The organism is Pseudomonadota bacterium (genome assembly GCA_037200975.1).
Lineage (GTDB): Bacteria > Pseudomonadota > Gammaproteobacteria > Steroidobacterales > Steroidobacteraceae > CADEED01.
Window position 1 is genome coordinate 1,813,323 of the sequence record JBBCGI010000001.1, and the last position, 17,414, is coordinate 1,830,736.

A 17,414-nucleotide genomic window follows, 5' to 3' on the forward strand; every position below is an offset into this window, starting at 1 on the left:
AGACGACAAGAAGGGCGCACGCGCCCGCGGTCAGGATCTTCTTCACGCTTCCCCCAGAACTTGAACGTCAGGCGAGTTTCCGCAACTCGTCTTCTTCAGTGACCTTCGCGACGATGACCTGGATGCCCGCGCTGCGGAACTCCTGGAGCTCCTCCGCCCTGGCGCCGTCGTCCGTGACGATGGTGTTGATGCGATCGAGGCCGGCGACGACCATCGCGGACTTGCGGCGCAGCTTCGAGCTGTCCGCCATCACGATCACGTGTTCCGAACGTTTCAGTAGTTTGGTCGCGGCCTGCACGACGAGCGGATCCGCTTCCATCATGCCGAAGCGATTCAATCCGTAACAGCCGACGAACAGCTTGTTGCCCCAGAAACTCTCGATGGCGTCGTTCTCGAACGGCGACAACACGATGTTCTGCTCGCGGAAGATCGTGCCGCCCGGCAAGGTGATGCGATTGCGGCTCGTGGCGAACAGCTTCGCGGCGATCGGGAACGAATTGGTCAGGATGTCGAGATCGGAGTTTTCGAGAAACTCGACCAGGGCGTACGTCGTCGTGCCGCCGTTGATGATGATGCTTTCGCCCGGCGCGATGAGCGCCGCGGCGGCGCGCGCGATCGCCCGCTTCTGCGGGACGCTGACGTCCTGGCTCATCGCGAAAGGCATGCCAACCAGGTGCGGCTGATGGCGTGGGCGCACGGCCTCGGCACCGCCGCGGATGCGCTTGATCTCGCCCCGCTCCGACAACGCATTGATGTCGCGGCGAATCGTCGCCTCGGAGGCGCCGAGCAACGCGAGCAGATCGCCGACGCTCACGATCGAGCGCTCATCGACAAGCTTCAAAATCAGGTTATGGCGTTCTTTTTCCAACATTGATCACTCCAGAGGGAAGCCGTGATCGATTCTGAACGTGATTGATTGTATATGACGGCTTCGTGTGTTAAACAGCCTCACCGTAAAAAGAGAGACCGGACGCCTACTTTAGCGCCGTTCTGGCCGGAGACATGGGATGAGTGTGGTTCAGATTGCGCCCCAGGTGCCGCTGGAAATCGAGAATCGCTGGGATGAGGCCCATGCGGCCAAGCTTTCGCCTGCCGAGCTGCTTCTGTATCGCTCCAACCTGCTGGGCAGCGACAAACGCATCACCAATTTTGGCGGCGGCAATACCTCGGCCAAGCTCAAGGAAAAGGATCCGCTGACGGGCAAGGAAGTCGCCGTGCTCTGGGTCAAGGGCTCGGGCGGCGATCTCGGCACGATGAAACTCGACGGCCTCTCCACTCTATATATGGAGAAGTTTCTCGCGCTCGAGAAGTTCTACAAGAACAAGGACAGCGACAGCACGCTGGTGCCGCTGTACGCGCATTGCGCGTTCAACCTGAATCCTCGCGCGGCCAGCATCGACACCCCACTGCACGGGCTCGTCCGTCACGCGCATGTCGATCACATGCATCCGGATGCGCTGATCGCGATCGCGGCATCGGCCGATTCGCAGGCCCTGACGAAGCAGATTTTCGGTGACGAGATCGGCTGGTTGCCATGGATCCGGCCCGGCTACGAACTGGGCCTGAAACTGCGCGAGCTCACGCAGAAGAATCCGCATCTGAAAGGCGCGATCCTCGAAGCGCATGGGCTTTTCACCTGGGCCGATACGTCCAAGGCCTGCTACGACAACACGCTCGACATCATCAATCGGGCCACGTCCTGGCTGAATACGAATTCGCGCGGCAAACGGCCATTCGGCGCGGTCGCCATTCCCGCGCTCACGATCGATCGCCGCCGCGAGATCGCGGCCGGCATCATGCCGATCATCCGTGGCGCCATATCCACCGCACCCGCGGGCATCGCGCCGGTACTGAAAGTCGGGCACTTCGACGACAGCGAAACGGTGCTCGATTTCGTGGGCGGCGAGAAGCTCGCCGCGCTCGCCGCGCTCGGCACCTCCTGCCCCGATCATTTCCTGCGCACCAAGATCTGGCCGCTGGTGCTGCCGTTCGATGCCGCGCGCGACAGCGTCGCGGACCTCGCCGCGCGCGTGAAGCCGGCCATCGAAGCCTATCGCGAGCGTTACGCGAAGTATTACGAGAGCTGCAAGCGCCCCGGCTCGCCGAAGATGCGCGACGCCAACCCGGTGGTGTACCTGGTGCCCGGCGTGGGCATGATGACCTTTGCCGCCGACAAGGCTACCGCGCGGATCGCCGGCGAGTTCTACGTCAACGCCATCAACGTGATGCGCGGGGCGGCCAGTGTGTCTACCTACCGCGGCCTGCCTGAGCAGGAAGCGTTCGACATCGAATACTGGGATCTCGAAGAAGCCAAATTGCAGCGCATGCCGAAGCCGAAAGCGCTCGCCGGCCGCGTGGCGCTGATCACCGGCGGCGCCGGCGGCATTGGCCTCGCGACCGCGCGCCGGCTCATGGATGAAGGCGCCTGCGTCGTCATTTGCGACATCGATCGCGATGCGCTGTCCGCAGCCGAAACGGAGCTCAGGAAGAAATACGGCAACGATGTGGTCGCATCCTCCTGGGTGGACGTGACACGCGAGGACGCCGTGATTGCCGGTTTCCGCGACAGCGCATGGAAGTTCGGCGGCGTCGACATCTGCATTTCGAACGCCGGTATCGCGTCCGCCGCGCCGGTCGAAGACACCACGCTGGCCCTCTGGCAGCGGAACATGGACATCCTCGCCACGGGGTATTTCCTGGTCGCGCGCCAGGCATTCCAGCTGTTCAAGGCGCAGGGCATCGGCGGCTCGATCGTATTCATCGGCTCGAAGAACGCGTTGGCCGCCTCGCCGGGAGCTGCGGCGTATTGCACGGCCAAAGCCGCCGAGCTGCACCTCGCGCGCTGCCTCGCGCTCGAAGGCGCCCCGCTCGGCATCCGTGTGAACACGGTGAATCCGGACGCCGTGTTGCGCGGTTCGCGCATCTGGCAGGGCGAATGGGCCACCCAGCGCGCCGCGCAGAACAAGACCAGCGTCGACAATCTCGAATCGGTGTACCGGGAACGCAGCCTGCTCAAGCGCAGCGTATATCCGGAAGACGTGGCGGAAGCGGTGGCGTTCTTCGCCTCCGAGCGTTCGGCCAAGTCGACCGGTAATATCGTGAACGTCGATGCCGGCAACGCGGGTGCCTTCACCCGCTGATTCTTCGCGCGAGGGTTCATGAATTACGCCGATCCGCGCGACGCGAGCTACATCGCGTCCGCCAACAAGCCGCTCGCGGGCGCGTTGTCGTCCGACTACACCGCGCTGGGGCTCCAGCTAGAACGCCGCGGCATCAAGATCGACGACATCACGCGGGCGGTCGCGAATTTCAAGGTGGCCGTGCCTTCGTGGGGCGTCGGCACGGGCGGCACGCGTTTCGGCCGGTTTCCGGGCCTGGGTGAACCACGCAATATCTTCGAGAAGCTCGAAGACTGCTCCGTCATCCACAAACTGACGGGCGCGACACCGACGGTGTCGCTGCACATCCCGTGGGACAAGACCGACGACTACGCGGCGTTGCGCGAGCACGGCGCCGCGCTCGGGCTCGGGTTCGATGCGATGAACTCGAACACTTTCCAGGACCAGGCGGGCCAGTCGCTGTCGTACAAGTACGGCAGCCTCACGCACGTCGACGCGGCGACGCGCGCGCAGGCCATCGCCCACAACATCGAGTGCATCAACGCCGGCAAGAAGCTCGGCTCCAAGGCGTTGACGGTGTGGATCGGCGACGGCGCGAATTTTCCCGGCCAGTCGCACCTCGGGCGCGCGTTCGAGCGGTATCTGGAATCCGCCGCGTCCATCTACAAGACGCTGCCGGAAGACTGGCGGATGTTCATCGAGCACAAGATGTACGAGCCAGCCTTCTATGCGACTGTGATCCAGGACTGGGGCAGCTCGCTGATGGCGGCGCAGGCCCTCGGCCCCAAGGCCTTCTGCCTGGTCGACCTCGGCCACCACGCGCCCAACGTGAACATCGAGATGATCGTCGCGCGCCTGGTGCACGCGCAGCGTCTCGGCGGCTTCCACTTCAACGACTCCAAGTACGGCGACGACGATCTCGACGCCGGTTCCATCGAACCGTTCCGGCTGTTCCTGGTGTTCAACGAACTGGTCGAGGCCGAGCTCGCCAGGGCGCCTAACTTCCGCCCGGCGCACATGCTCGACCAGTCGCACAACGTGACCGATCCAGTCGAAAGCCTCATGACCAGCGCCATCGAGCTGCAGCGCGCGTACGCCCAGGCGTTGCTCGTGGAGCGCCCGAAGCTGAACGAATTCCGCAGCGGCAACGACGTGTTGATGGCGGCACAGACGCTGAAGCGCGGCTTTACCACGGATGTGGCGCCGATTCTCGCCCAGGCGCGCCTGCAGAAAGGCGCGGCCATCGATCCGGTCGCGGCATATCGCGCCAGCGGCTATCGGCAGAAGTGCGGGCAAAATCGGCCGGGCAAACAAAGTCTCGGTGGTGGCATAGTCTGAAATGGGGTCAGGCGCGTTGGCCCGTTCCCCGTTTGCCAGGAAACGCAGAATGCCCTCATGACCGTCATCAACAGCATTGCCGATCTTCGTGAGCTCGCGCGCCGCCGCGTGCCGCGCGCCATCTTCGACTACGCCGATCGCGGCTCGTACGACGAAGTCACCTTCAATCGCAATCTTTCCGACCTGCACGCCATCGAGCTGCGCCAGCGCGTCATGGTGGATGTGTCGAAGCAGCAACTCGCCACGAACATCCTCGGCGAAGACTGGTCGATCCCGCTCGGCATCGGCCCCACCGGGCTTACCGGCCTCTTCCATGCCAACGGCGAGATGCTGGGCGCGCGCGCCGCAGAAGCATTCGGTGTCCCGTTCTGCCTGAGCACGATGTCCATCTGCTCGATCGAAGACGTGCGCAGCGCGGTGCAGAAGCCGTTCTGGTTCCAGGTCTACCTGATGCGCGATCGCAGCTTCAACCAGGAACTGCTGGAGCGCGCCAAGGCTGCGAATTGCTCGGCGATCATGCTCACGGTCGACATGCCCGTGCAGGGCCTGCGCCGGCGCGATCCGAAAAACGGCCTGTCGATTCCACCGAAGCTCACGCTCAAGAACATGTTCGAGGTCGCGATGCGCCCTGCCTGGGCGCTCAAGGTGCTCACCGGCAAGCGCCGCACGTTCGGCAATCTCGAAACGCGCATGAAAGGCACCGGCGGCCTCAAGACGCTGTCCGAGTGGATCGCGCAGCAGTTCGATCCGACCGTCACCTGGAAAGATCTCGCCTGGCTGCGCGAACAGTGGCCGCGCAAGATCATCATCAAGGGCATCAACGATCCCGAAGATGCGCGGCTCGCCTGCGAACACGGCGTCGACGCGATGGTCGTGTCGAACCATGGCGGCCGGCAGCTCGATGGCGCGCCATCGACCATCTCCATGTTGCCGCGGGTGGTCGAAGCAGTCGAAGGCCGCGCCGAGGTGTTGTTCGATGGTGGCGTGCGCACCGGCCAGGACGTGCTCAAAGCCCTCGCGCTCGGCGCCAAGGGCTGCCTCATGGGCAAGGCATTCCTCTATGCGCTGGCCGCGCGCGGCGAGGCCGGCGTATCGCTGGCGCTCGACATCATCCGCAAGGAGCTCGCCGTGAGTCTGGCGCTCACGGGCGCCAACGACGTCCGCAAGGTCACGCGCGACATCCTCGTCGATCGTAGTTAGCCGATCGCGACGGGCCGGGCCCGTTCGTCGCCTCTGACAAGCCGCTGAAATGGAAACGCCGCCGGCATTCGCATGCCGGCGGCGTCCTGTCTACCTTCAGAACGTCTTGATGTTGACGCCCAGGAACACCGTCATCCCAGCGTAGTCGTAGGTCGCCGGAAACGTATTTCCGTAACCGCCAAAACCCGCGACGATCGGCGGATCCTCGTCCAGCAGGTTGTTCACGCCCGCGTACACCTCGGCCTTGTCGCCGATGTCGTAGGTGAACGAAAGGTCGAAGTAGCTGCGCTTCGGCAGCGTCGGATTCGTGAACGTGTTCAACGCCGGGGGAGTACCGCCCGAAGTCTTCGGCAGCACGTACCGGTCGGTGGTCACGCTGTCGATGAAGCGATGCCGCAGGCTCACGCCCAGGTCACCCGACGTCCAGGTAACACGCGTCACGCCCTTCAGCTCCGGGATCGGTTCGCCGCAGGTCGAGCCATAGGAACCCACGCAGCGGTTTTTGTTCTCCGGCACTGCCTGCATCGGCGTCACCGTGAACTCATCCGTGTAGGTCCACGCCGAGCTGATGTCGAAGTGGCTGGCGCCGCCGAATCCGAAGCCCGCATCGAGCCCGTAACGCACGTTCAGATCGACACCCGAGGTCTCGAGCGCACCGATGTTCGCCTGCAGGACATCGAGACTGAACGGAACCGTGATCGCGCCCGTGCCGGTATTGCGATGGACTGCCTGGCAGAAGTCGCTGCTCGCGTCCTGGACCGTGAGGTAACACAGGTTCAGCGTGTTCTGCGCACCGCCACCGAGCTGTGCGATCGCACCATCGAGCTTGATGTCGAACCAGTCGATGGTCACGGCGAGCGAGTCGGCGAACTCCGGAGTGAACACGACACCGATCGTGCGCGTGTCCGAGCTCTCTTCCTGCAGATCCGCGTTGCCGCCCGAACGGGTCGGAATGATGTTCTCCGGCTGCACGCCAGCACTGAACACCGAACCGGCCGGCACGCCGGTCGCGATGCAAACCGCCCGCACGGCCTCTGTCTGGTTCGCGGTATTGCGGCTCGAGCACGGATCGGTGAGTGTATTGAAGTTCAGCTGCAACCCGCCGTACAGGTCGGCGATGTTAGGCGCCCGGATGGCACGCTGGAACTGCCCGCGGAATCCGAGCGACGGGTTGACCCGCCAATCGAGACCATACAGATAGGTCGATACCCGGCCGACGCCGTCGAGGTCATAGTCCGAACTGCGGAACGCGCCGTTGATGCTCAGATTCTGGACCGCCGGAATATTCGCCAGGACCGGAATGCGCAGCTCGGCAAAGTAATCCTTCGACGTCACCTTGCCCCCGGTCGGCAGACCGGGATTGAAGCCGATCACGTCGCCCGAGCGCAGGAACTGGTCCGGAATGTATTGCGCTTCGGCGGAACGCCACTCGACACCGAGAGAGAAATCGACCGCTCCTGCCGGCAGGTCGAAGGCCTCGCCACCGAGTGTCGCCGCGATCACTTCCTGTTCGGCATTCGTCACGTTGGTCGACGAGATGGCGATGGCGTTGACGGCCGCTTCGGAGAGGTTCTGTCCGAAGATGTTGGCGACGGGTGGCGCGCCGTTGACAGACAGCAACGCCTGCGCGTAACGGCTGCGCGACGCGGCACCTTCCTGGCGGCTGCTGTCCTCGGAACGCGCGAAGCTGTAGTACACGTCGTACGACAGATTGCGCAGGAACTTGTCCGAGGCATTGCCGAGATCGCCCTTCATGCCGAGGGCCGTGCGCCAGACGTTGTGGTCATCGACATTGTGCCGGTAGGGCAGCTCCACCAGACGCCGGCCCGCGTTGAAAAACGCCAGGCCGTCGTTGCGCGTGGTCGTCTGCGTGATCGCGCCCTGCGAGAAGGACGTGCTGCCCGTCGTCGGCTCCGCCGCATCGAGCGCCACCAACAACGACCGCATGTTCGCGTCGAGATACGGATTGTTGACGTTGAACAGGAACTCGCCGTTGATGTTCGACTGCGTGAGCTGCTGGTCGACGGTGTTGTTGCTGAAATGGAATTCCAGGTAACCCGTGGCCTGCGGCGCGAAGTCGTAGTGCGTGAATGCATTCAGCATCCACCGCTCCTGCGGCACCTGCAGATAGTTGAACTGCGTCAGGTTGAAATCGTCGGCCGGCCTTTGCACCAGCCGCTGGGTCGACCCCGCGTCGTTGAACGTGAATCCGTTGGAACCCAGTCCTGCCAGCCCGGAATTTGTCAGGGCCGTCTGCACCGCGGCATCCGCCAGCTGTGCGGGCCTCAACGTGTAGCGCCCGTTCGGGATGTCACCGCTGCCCGAGAACACGAAGCCCATCCGGCCGCCCGAGGTCGCGCAGTTCGCGGCACTCGCCCCGTTGGCGACGCCTATCAAACTATCACTCCAGGATTCCGGAGTGACGCAACCTTCACCGATGGGCAGTTCCGCCCAATCGCCGCGCTCCGCCCGGGTGAATCCTTCGCGCTTGTAGTAGCCGAGCGAAACCACCGCGTTGCCGCGGCCTTCGGCGAAATTGCCACCCAGCGTGAGGTCCGCATTCCAGGTGGGCGTGCTCGTGGAGCTGTCGAAGCCGTATTGGCCACCGACCTGCACGCCTTCGAAATCTTTCTTCGTGATGAAATTGATGACCCCCGTGATGGCATCGGAGCCGTACACGGCGGAGGAACCGCCCGTCACCACTTCCGTGCGTTCGATCAACGCGGTCGGAATGGTGTTGAGATCGGTGACCTGCTCCGGACCGAAGATTGCGAACCGCCGGCCGTTGACCAGCGTCAGGCTGCGCGTCGGACCGAAACCACGAAGGTTGGCGTAGGCCGCACCGGCCGCGGATCCCGCGGGTACCTGGTTGGCCGTCGCGCCGCCGTTGGTCGCCTGCACGAACTGCGGCGAATCGCCGAGCACCTTGTCCACGGTCGGCGAACCCGACAGCTTGATGTCCTCGGCGCTGATGATCGCCAGAGGTGTGGAAGCATCGGTGACTTCACGGGCAATACGCGAACCGGTGACGACGATGACCTCGCCTTCTTCCGGTTGCTGAGTTTGTTCCTGGGCGAATCCGAATGGACTCGCGACGATCAACGCAAGACTGGCCAGGACGAGCTCGCTTGTCCGCGTGACACGAGCCCGGGCCGACCTATAAATGGCCTTCATGTTTCCCCCTCTGTTTTTTTGGCACTCGCGGTGCCGTTCGATCAAAAAGCATCATCCGCGATCAGAAGGCGCAAGAATTAACACATTTGCAGGCAAAGGAGGAGACATTGCGGGGGACACGGCCCGTCCGTGAACGAGAATTCGCTCATTAGTGCAATGAATTTTTATTGAAGTAGGTTGGACCGTCCAGGCCATGGCCGCGCGTTACTTCGGCGCGAGTTCCGCGGCCTGACGCAGCGCCTCGATGAGGCTGCGTTCGTCCGCGATGCCCTTGCCCGCGATGTCGAATGCGGTGCCATGGTCCACCGATGTGCGCACTACGGGCAGACCGATCGTGATGTTCACGCCGGCCTCCAGGCCCATCACCTTGATCGGCCCGTGACCCTGGTCGTGATACATCGCGACGACGATGTCGTAGTCCCCGCGCGCCGCGAGGAAGAACAAGGTGTCGGCAGGCAGCGGACCCCTCACATCCCAGCCGCGGGCGCGGCAGTTCGCGATCGCCGGATCGATCTTTGCGGCTTCTTCGCCGCGACCGAACAAACCGTTTTCGCCGGCATGCGGATTGATGGCGCAGACGCCGATGCGCGGCTGCTTGATTCCCGCGCGCACCAGCGTGTCGTGTGCGCGCGCGATGACGCGCTCGACCAGCGGCGCGTCGATGTGCGCAATCGCATCCAGCAAGCCCATGTGGGTGGTGACGTGGATCACGCGCAGCTTCGGCGCCACGAGCATCATCGACACTTCGGGAGTGTTGGTCAGCGCGGCCAGCAGTTCGGTGTGCCCCGGATATTTGTGCCCGGCCAGATGCAGCGCTTCCTTGCTGAGCGGCGCGGTGCAGATGGCTTGCGCGCCGCCCGATTCCACGATGCGCACGGCGCGCTCGATGTAGCGGTACGCGGCCTCGCCGGCAATCGCCGACGTCTGGCCGAACGGCAGATCGGCGGGAATGTTGTCGAGGTCGATGCACTCCACGTTGCCGTGTCCGTACGCGGCTTCCGCCGGATCATCGAGGCTTTCCACCTTGAGTTTGCTGCCGACCCGTTCTCCGGCGCGGCGCAGGCGTTCGCCATCGCCGACCACCAGCGGCTTGCACATCGCATGCACGTCGGCCGACGCCATGGCCTTCATGATGATCTCGGGACCGATGCCCGCGGCGTCTCCCATCGTGATCGCGATCGTGGGAAGGATTCCGTGCGGGAGGATTTCGCTTGGTGGGCTCATGCCAGTTTTCCCGTCTGTCGTATCGAGCGCAGTCTGTCGAGCGCGCGGACCAGGCTGTGCGAATCTCCGAAGGCGCCCGGCTTGGTGATGACCGGCACGCTGTCGTCCCGCACCATGATGCCGAGCGAGGTGCCTGCCTCGATCTCGTCCACCAGCCGAATCTGGCCAACGTAGCACTGCTTCAGCAGCGCCGCGGCGGTTTCGCCGCCGGTCGCGATGAGGCCGCTCATGCGCGACAACGCGGGAGCGAGGCTGGTCGCGAGCGCGCGCACCAGCGCCGGGCCGATCTCGAGGCCGGGTGCTTCGTCGAGCGGCATTTCGACCAACACGTCGGTGCCGCGGTCGAGCGCGGCGCGGATGTCGAGCGCCATCTGCGTCCGCATCCGAGCGTCGCCGGCCATCAGGATATCGACCGTGAATACCACGTGCCGCACGCCGTTCACCTGCACGAGCGAGCGCGCCGCGGTCCGCGCGACGCTCGCCAGCGAGCCGACGACGATCAGCGCGCCATGCCGCGACGGCGTCATGGCCAGCGGCTGCCGTTCCGCCGGCGGCGTGCCCTCGGCCAGCGCATTCGCGAGGCCGGCGCTGCCGATGAAGAATCGCGAGGTCGCACGTTCGCGCGCCGCGCCGGCGATACGCGCGAGGTCCTCGGGTGTTTCGGCATCGCAGATCAGTATCGTGCCGGCGCCGGCCGTGGCCGCCGCTTCGGCCGCGACGAATGATTCGCGCAATGCGGCGCCGCCGGCACGCACCACCGCGAGCGGTAGTTTGATGGCGTGCAGCCCCGCGCTCGAGACGATCCCGGCGAGATCCGCGTCCGGATAGCTGTGTTCGCGGCGCCAGATCTTCGTGGACTCGAGCGGCTCACCGTGTAAGAACACCCGCCCGTCGACGGTAGTTCGGCCCATGGCCGGATTGGCTGGCGCAAAGATTCCGCACAGCCGGTCGAACGGCGCCGGCAAACCTCCGCACAGCGCGGCGATTTCGGCGGCCGGCTGCCCGCGCAGGGTCGAATCGATCTTCTTGTACAACATGGAGAATGCGCCGCGCCGCAGGCCGCGCGCCGCGGCCGCGCGATGTGCCGCACCCGCCGCCGCGGCGCCGAGGCGCCGGCTGTCGCAATCGTGGGCCAGCGCGGTGACGGCGCCGAAGTCGCCGGCGAAGTGTTCACCCCAGTTGAGCTCGGTGCGGTGGCCGCGCCGGGCGAAGGCGATCGCCGCGTCGGCCGCTCCCGAAAGATCGTCGGCCAGGATGAGCCACCGCTCACCCATCTACCGCGCCTCACCCACGCGGCGCGCGGTCCAGGCGGTGACCAGCGGCACCAGGATCGCCGTCACCACGACACAGGCGGCCACCAGGATCGTGGCCTGCGCCGCCGCATCCGCGTAGGCGGGATTCGCACTCGCGATGATGGCCGGCACCGCCACCGCATTGCCGGCCGTCGACGCCGCGGCGACTCCGGCGACGCCGCTGCCGCCCGTGAGTTTGTCGACGAAGAACAGCGGGATGCCGGTGACTACCACGACGGCGATGCCGAGGCCGAGCCCTAACAACCCCGCCTGCCACACCCTGGCGAGATCGAGATTGGCGCCGAGCGCGAAGGCGAAAAACGGGATCATCACCGGGATCGCCTGCTTCAGGAATTCGCGCATCTCGCGATCGAGATTGCCGATGAACATGCCGAACAGCAGCGGCAGGATGCCGCCGACCAGCGTCGGCCACGGAAACGCCGAGAGTCCGGCGACGCCCAGCGTGACCATCGTGAGGAACGGGCCGGACTCGAGCGACATCACGGTGTAGGCACCCACATCGCGCGGATGGCCGTATTGCCCCATCAGCGCCATGTACAACCCGCCGTTGGTGTCGTTCATCGCGGCGACGATGGCGAGGGTCGAGATACCCGCGAACATGCCCGCGCTGACCGGCGCCTCGCCCAGCAGCCGCCCGAACACGATGCCTAACAAGATTCCGATCGCGACCTTGACCGCGAACAGGCTGCCGCCCTTCTTGAGAATGTAAGGCGTGGCCTTGAAGTCGATGCTGGCGCCAGTGCACACGAAGAACACCGCGAGGATGGGCAACGCACCGGTGAACAACGCGCCGGTGAACGAGCCGAAGAATTTCGCCGTGCCCGCGAAGAAGGTGGCGAAGAAAGCGCCGCACAGCAGTGGCACGACCATCATGCCGCCAGGCACGCGCTCGATCGCCCGCTTGATGGGAATCTGCGTCATCTTGCCATCCCCTTCGGGCGCGCGTAGGTTGCGCGCCCATGAACAACTTCACTCGTCCGGCCTGGCTCCGCCTGTCGTTGGCCATCGTTCTCGTCGCCGCATCGGCGCTGAGCGTGCCCGCGCGGGCCGGCGCCGTCGACTGCAAGCTGAAATTCACGATCAGCGGGTGGGCGGCATTCTACAAGCGCTCGACCGGCACGGGGACCATCACGTGCACCAACGGACAATCGATGCGCGTGCGTCTGGAAGCACGCGGCGGCGGCCCCGCCGTGGGCAAGTCGACCATCAAGAACGGCACCGGAGAATTTTCCGGCGTGAGCGACATCCGCGAATTGCTCGGCAGCTACATCAGCGCCGAAGCGCAGGCCGGAGCGGTCAAGTCCGCCAAGGGCCAGGTCGTCACGAAGGGCGAAGTCTCCCTGGCCCTGAGCGGCACCGGCGAAGGCTGGGAGATCGGCGTCGCGTTCGGCAAGTTCAGCATCCTGCGGCGTTAGGCGGGCTTCCGCGCTTTGGGCGCGATCGGCACCGGCGTGCGCGAGCGGCCGAGGCAGGCCGTGAACTCCGCGCCGAACAGAAAGATCTGCGCCGAGTAGTACAGCCACAGCAACAACGCGGCGAACGATGCCGCCGCGCCATACGCCGTCGGTTGCGTCGCGTGCCCCAGATAGAGGCCGATTCCCCAGCGGCCGAGATGAAACAGCAGCGCGGTCGAGAGCGCGCCGATCAGCACTTCCCGCCACGGCAGGCGCTTCGCCGGTAGATAGCGATACATCAGCGCGATGAGCCCGGTGCCGAGGCCGATGGAGATCAGGAAGTCCAGCAGGGCAAAGAGCCCGACCAGCCCCTCGAAGTGGCGCAGGATGTAACCGCGCAGCGCGCCCAGCGCCGTGGTCAGAGTCAGCGACACCAGCAGCAGGAAACCGATCGCGAGCACGAAGCCGAACGAGATGAGCCGCGCGCGCACCGTCGCACGCCAGTTGCGGTGCAACGCCTCGCGGCCACCCCACACCTGTTGCAGCGCGCTTTCCAGTGCCGCGAACACGGTGCTCGCGCCGATCAGCAGCATCACCACGCTGACCGCGGTCGCCCAGATGCCGTCGACGCTTTGCGCGCCACGCATGGCCTCGAGAATCAGATCGGCGCTCGGCTTGCCGAACAGCAACGTCAGCTGGGTTCCGACGTACGAATAGGCCAGCTCGCCGCCGACTATCCACCCGGCGATCGACACGATGATGATGAGCAGCGGCGCCAGCGAAAACGCGCAGTAGAACGCGAGCGCGGCGCTGATGCTCGACGCCTGGTCCTCGAGCCAGTTGTCCGTCGTCCCTTTGAGGATCTGCCAGAACGTGCGTCGCTTGCTCACATCCGGATTTTGCACCCGGCGGCGGCCTAACAAGCCGCCGCATTTGTCGGGATATGACCCGGGCATACGCCAGTGCGCGCCTACAGAGCCGCGCTGGCATCGCGAGATCGCGTTATTCCGCCGGCCACTCCGTACTGGGTGTGAGGCGGAAGGCGTCGCCATCCCGCCCGATGAGCAGCGCGGCAAGGGACGTCTCGTTCGCAAGCCGCAGCGCAGCCTCGGGCGGCATCACCATGAGCACGGTGGCCAGCGCGTCGGCCGCCATACACGTGGCGCCCATCGCGGTCGCGGAGACGGTCGCATGCGCCACGGGAAAACCGGTGTGCGGATCGATGATGTGCGAGTAGTGCCGCCCGCCGGCTTCGAAGTAGCGCCGATAATCTCCGGCGGTCGCCACGCTCGCATCGCGCAGCGCGATCGATGCGGGCATGGCGCCAGCCGCGTTGTCGGCGCCGGGTTGTTCGACCGCCACGCGCCACGGCTCGCCGGCCGCGTTGCGCCCACGCGCCCGCAGCTTGCCCGACAGGTCGATGAGGTAGTTAGTGACGCCGGCCGCGTCGAGGAATTCCGCCACGCGGTCGACGCCCCGGCCCTTGCCGAGCGAGGACAGATCCACGCGTACGCCCGGCGCCTTGCGCGCGCGACTCTGCGAACCATCCACCTCCACCTTGCGCCAGCCCACGAGTGCCCGCGCGGCGGCGATCGCCGCTTCATCGGGCACATGGTCCTGCGCCGGATCGGGACCGAAACCCCAGAGATTCACGAGTGGTCCGACGGTGACGTCGTAGGCGCCCTCGCTGCGTTGCGCAAGGCTCAGTGCGTAGGAGAGGACCGCGCCGAGTTCCGGATCGATCGGCACCCAGGCGCCGGAGTCCTCGGCATTGAACCGGCTCAGCGCGGACGTCGGTCGATACGTGCTCAACGCCTGGTTTACGTCTTCGAACCGCGCCTGTGCGCCCGCCTGCAGTTGCGCCGCCGGTGCCGGCAACGCGCCGGCGATCTTCACCGTCCACGCGCTGCCCATCGTCTCGCCCTGGAGCAAGGTCACGGGCGGCGTCATCGACTGGCAGCCGGCGAGCAGCAGGCCCGCCGCTGCGATGATCGATCGCACCTGACTACTGCGTCAGGACTTCGAACGTGCCGTTGTACGAGGCGCGGCGCTTCTTCACCTTCGGGACCGTCGCATTCTCGTCTTCGATCGACGCGTCGACCCAGTACATGCCGGCCGCGGGCCACTTGACGCTGATCAGCCCGTCCTGGTCCGTCCTGAGCAGCATTTCGTCCGGCGCATCGCGATAACGCGTGCCGCCCGCGATGATTTCCACTTCGAGATCTTTCGCCGGCTTGCCGTCGAGCAGGAAGCGGAACTTCGCGGTTTCACCCGCGTACAGGTCGTTGGGATGCGTGGTGGGGACCAATTCGAGCCCCGCGCCGCCGTCTGCCAATGCGGAGGGCGGCCCCACGCTGACAAAGGTTTCGATGCGCCGCTGCATCTGCTGCAGCTCCAGCTTCTCGGCGGTGGCCGGAATTCCCGTGGCCATCTCCGCGGGCGTGCCGCGCCAACGCTTCGGCTTGCCCGCTTCTTCCCAGCGCGCCATCACCACGTCGTCCGCCACCGCGACGCGGTAAGTGCCCGGCTGGCGCAGTTCGAGATCGAAGCTGCTGCGGGTCTTGCCCTTGGCGATGTTCTGACCGGCAACCGGCTGTCCGTCCGGCGCCGTCACGATGAGCGCATCGACCGGCAACGCGCCCTGGTTGAACGAGAACAGGTCGTCCGCCATGGCCGCGTCCACCGTGACCCAGCCGCCCGAGCGCGCCAGCACGGTTTGAGACGGCAGCAGCCAGGCGCGCGCGGCCTCCGCGCCCGGCGCCAGCGCGAGCAACAACAGCGACATTCCCGCGAGCTTCGTTTTCATGTGGTTCCCCCTGCTAACTAGTACCGCGTTCACGGGTTCAACTTCAGCGCCACCGCGCCGAGCTCCTTCGTCCCCTTCGCGCCGCCCTGTTTGGCGCCCTTGATGGGCCATTCGAAGGGAATACGCACCGCCTCGCGGCCGCCGACTTCGCGCACCGCCTCGACCACCAGCTCGTATTTGCCCGGCGCCAGCTTGGCCAGCGGCTCGGCGGCGGCATCGAACTTGAGTATGTGCTGGCCGACGGGCCGCGTCGCACCCGTCAGTCCATCCACGGGGACCTTCAGGTCGCGGCCGCCGCGGCGCCACCACTGGCGCAGGTCCGGCAGCCACTTGGTGTGATCGCCGCGCGTCTGGTACCAGACGGCGAGGTTGGCCGCGATCGTCTGATCTGCACCTTCGATCCAGATGGCGACGTACGGGCGGTGATATTCCGCCACCGGCAAGGTGGGGATCTCGACGTTGAGCTCGAGTTCCGCCGCGGGTGCGGCCGTGGCGCCGAGCGCGAGCACCAACACCGTCACGCAACGGGCCACGGTACGTTGAAATCTTCCAATCATTCGTATGCTCCGACTAACTATTTAATGCGCGAAGAAAATCATCAATGCGACCACGATGCCGATGCCGCCCGTGACCAGCGGCCAGGTCGCCTTGCGCTGTTTGGCCTGGATCACCAGCAACACCAGGCCCGTGATCGAAAAGAACAGGCAGGCCGCGGCGACCACGTCGATGAACACGATCCACACGAGGCCGGTATTGCGGCCCTTGTGCAGGTCGTTGAAATACGCAACCCAGCCGCGATCCGTGGCTTCCGATTTCGCGGCGCCGGTTTCGCGGTCGATGGATACCCAGGCATCGCGGCCGGGCCCGGGCGCCGATAGATAGAGCTCCTCGTCCGACCATTCGGGCGTCGCGCCGCGAGTCGACAGGTCGAACTCGCGGGAGATCCACGCCGCGATGTCCGCGGGCACTTCGTCCGCCGTGGCGTGATCGCCGGCGAGCTGACCGCGCAGCGTTTCGGGCAACAACGCCTCGTGTTTGCTCACGCGCGGCTGCGCGCTGATCGCGCTCGAATGATTGAGCGTGACGCCCGTGATGCTGAACAACAGCAGCGCGGCGAGGCAGATGCCGGCACTGATCCAGTGCCACTGGTGCATCGTCCGGTACAACATCATCCGGCGGCGGGGATCCATGCGGGGAGCTACTCGCGGACGTCGAAATACGCTGAATGCGCGAACGCCGCGAAAGAGAACGGCAACGCTGCCGCCTGGCGGGCAAGCAACGCACTTCGACTGAACATATTCGGGAATCCCGTACAGATTTGGAGTGCGAACGCTACATGAGAAGAATTCTTATTTGCAACAGGACTCTTCATATAAGAGGGATGGCACCGCGCCAGACCTCGCCGGATCGCGGCAGAATGCCGCCGGTCGTTTAATCATCGGCCAGGAGCGCGCAAGTCCATGAAGTCATTGTTGTTGTCCGTCCTGGTGGCACTGACGTATGTCTCGGGCAGCCAGGCCGCCGCGAATGCCGACCCGCCAGCTGACAGCGCCAGAGCCAACGAGACCGTCTTCGACCGCAACAAGGGCGCGATCTACGCGCTGTACGCGCGCGCGCTGCGCGACCGGCCCGGTCTCGCGGGGAAGATCGTCTTCGAGATCGACATCGATGCGGCTGGCGCGCCGGCCGCGTGCCGCGTGAAATCGAGCCAGCTCCATGCGCCGGAATTCGAGAACCAGCTGTGCGAGCGCATCAGGCTGTTCCGCTTCGCCCCGCAAGCCCCCAATACCTTCACCAAGGAGCTGACTCTGGTCAGCGCCGCATGAGCCGCTGCACGGGTAGCTAG

Annotated in this window: 15 protein-coding genes; 5 read left to right on the forward strand and 10 right to left on the reverse strand. The window is 65.3% G+C overall.

Features of this window, described 5'->3' with window-relative positions; all coding sequences use genetic code 11:
* Positions 1-67: 67 nt before the first annotated feature.
* On the reverse strand, positions 68-871 hold the full coding sequence (locus WDO72_08070; GenBank protein ID MEJ0085622.1) for a DeoR/GlpR family DNA-binding transcription regulator: 804 nt from the start codon (positions 869-871) through the stop codon (positions 68-70).
* Positions 872-1,022: 151 nt separating this feature from the next.
* Between WDO72_08070 and WDO72_08075 the strand changes: the two genes are divergently transcribed.
* The 3 genes from WDO72_08075 to WDO72_08085 are packed head-to-tail and all read left to right on the forward strand — an operon-like array spanning position 1,023 to position 5,657.
* Positions 1,023-3,140 (forward strand): bifunctional rhamnulose-1-phosphate aldolase/short-chain dehydrogenase, encoded by a 2,118-nt coding sequence (locus tag WDO72_08075; GenBank protein MEJ0085623.1) that lies wholly within the window; start codon positions 1,023-1,025, stop codon positions 3,138-3,140.
* Between the two features lie 18 nt (positions 3,141-3,158).
* Positions 3,159-4,457 carry an L-rhamnose catabolism isomerase gene (gene rhaI / locus WDO72_08080; protein ID MEJ0085624.1) on the forward strand — a complete coding sequence of 433 codons (1,299 nt, stop codon included), beginning with the start codon at positions 3,159-3,161 and terminating at the stop codon, positions 4,455-4,457.
* Positions 4,458-4,514: 57 nt separating this feature from the next.
* Positions 4,515-5,657 (forward strand): alpha-hydroxy acid oxidase, encoded by a 1,143-nt coding sequence (locus tag WDO72_08085; protein MEJ0085625.1) that lies wholly within the window; start codon positions 4,515-4,517, stop codon positions 5,655-5,657.
* A gap of 96 nt (positions 5,658-5,753) precedes the next feature.
* Here the strand turns inward: WDO72_08085 and WDO72_08090 are convergent, their stop codons facing one another.
* From WDO72_08090 to WDO72_08105, 4 genes are all read right to left on the reverse strand, one after another.
* A complete protein-coding gene (locus tag WDO72_08090; protein ID MEJ0085626.1) occupies positions 5,754-8,831 on the reverse strand; it encodes a TonB-dependent receptor in 3,078 nt (1,025 codons plus the stop codon).
* Positions 8,832-9,035: 204 nt separating this feature from the next.
* Entirely contained in the window at positions 9,036-10,055 is a 1,020-nt protein-coding gene (pdxA, locus tag WDO72_08095) for a 4-hydroxythreonine-4-phosphate dehydrogenase PdxA (protein MEJ0085627.1), read from the reverse strand.
* Positions 10,052-11,329 (reverse strand): four-carbon acid sugar kinase family protein, encoded by a 1,278-nt coding sequence (locus WDO72_08100; GenBank protein ID MEJ0085628.1) that lies wholly within the window; start codon positions 11,327-11,329, stop codon positions 10,052-10,054. The genes pdxA and WDO72_08100 overlap by 4 nt, the downstream gene beginning before the upstream one ends.
* Positions 11,330-12,289 carry a 2-keto-3-deoxygluconate permease gene (locus tag WDO72_08105; GenBank protein ID MEJ0085629.1) on the reverse strand — a complete coding sequence of 320 codons (960 nt, stop codon included), beginning with the start codon at positions 12,287-12,289 and terminating at the stop codon, positions 11,330-11,332.
* A 38-nt stretch (positions 12,290-12,327) separates the two neighbouring features.
* Between WDO72_08105 and WDO72_08110 the strand changes: the two genes are divergently transcribed.
* Positions 12,328-12,783 carry a hypothetical protein gene (locus tag WDO72_08110; GenBank protein MEJ0085630.1) on the forward strand — a complete coding sequence of 152 codons (456 nt, stop codon included), beginning with the start codon at positions 12,328-12,330 and terminating at the stop codon, positions 12,781-12,783.
* Here the strand turns inward: WDO72_08110 and WDO72_08115 are convergent.
* The 5 genes from WDO72_08115 to WDO72_08135 form a co-directional block, all read right to left on the reverse strand.
* The gene (locus tag WDO72_08115; GenBank protein MEJ0085631.1) at positions 12,780-13,652 is read right to left on the reverse strand and encodes a YihY/virulence factor BrkB family protein; all 873 of its coding nucleotides are present in this window, start codon (positions 13,650-13,652) and stop codon (positions 12,780-12,782) included. The two genes, WDO72_08110 and WDO72_08115, sit on opposite strands and share 4 nt — an antisense overlap.
* A 112-nt stretch (positions 13,653-13,764) precedes the next feature.
* Positions 13,765-14,763, reverse strand: coding sequence for an FAD:protein FMN transferase (locus WDO72_08120; protein ID MEJ0085632.1), 999 nt, complete (start codon positions 14,761-14,763; stop codon positions 13,765-13,767).
* A 4-nt stretch (positions 14,764-14,767) separates the two neighbouring features.
* Entirely contained in the window at positions 14,768-15,568 is an 801-nt protein-coding gene (locus tag WDO72_08125; protein MEJ0085633.1) for a DUF4198 domain-containing protein, read from the reverse strand.
* Positions 15,569-15,597: 29 nt separating this feature from the next.
* On the reverse strand, positions 15,598-16,125 hold the full coding sequence (locus tag WDO72_08130) for a DUF2271 domain-containing protein (GenBank protein MEJ0085634.1): 528 nt from the start codon (positions 16,123-16,125) through the stop codon (positions 15,598-15,600).
* A 21-nt stretch (positions 16,126-16,146) separates the two neighbouring features.
* Positions 16,147-16,758 carry a PepSY-associated TM helix domain-containing protein gene (locus WDO72_08135; protein MEJ0085635.1) on the reverse strand — a complete coding sequence of 204 codons (612 nt, stop codon included), beginning with the start codon at positions 16,756-16,758 and terminating at the stop codon, positions 16,147-16,149.
* Between the two features lie 270 nt (positions 16,759-17,028).
* Between WDO72_08135 and WDO72_08140 the strand changes: the two genes are divergently transcribed.
* Complete coding sequence (locus tag WDO72_08140) at positions 17,029-17,394, forward strand: AgmX/PglI C-terminal domain-containing protein (GenBank protein ID MEJ0085636.1); 366 nt, start codon at positions 17,029-17,031, stop codon at positions 17,392-17,394.
* Positions 17,395-17,414 lie beyond the last annotated feature (20 nt).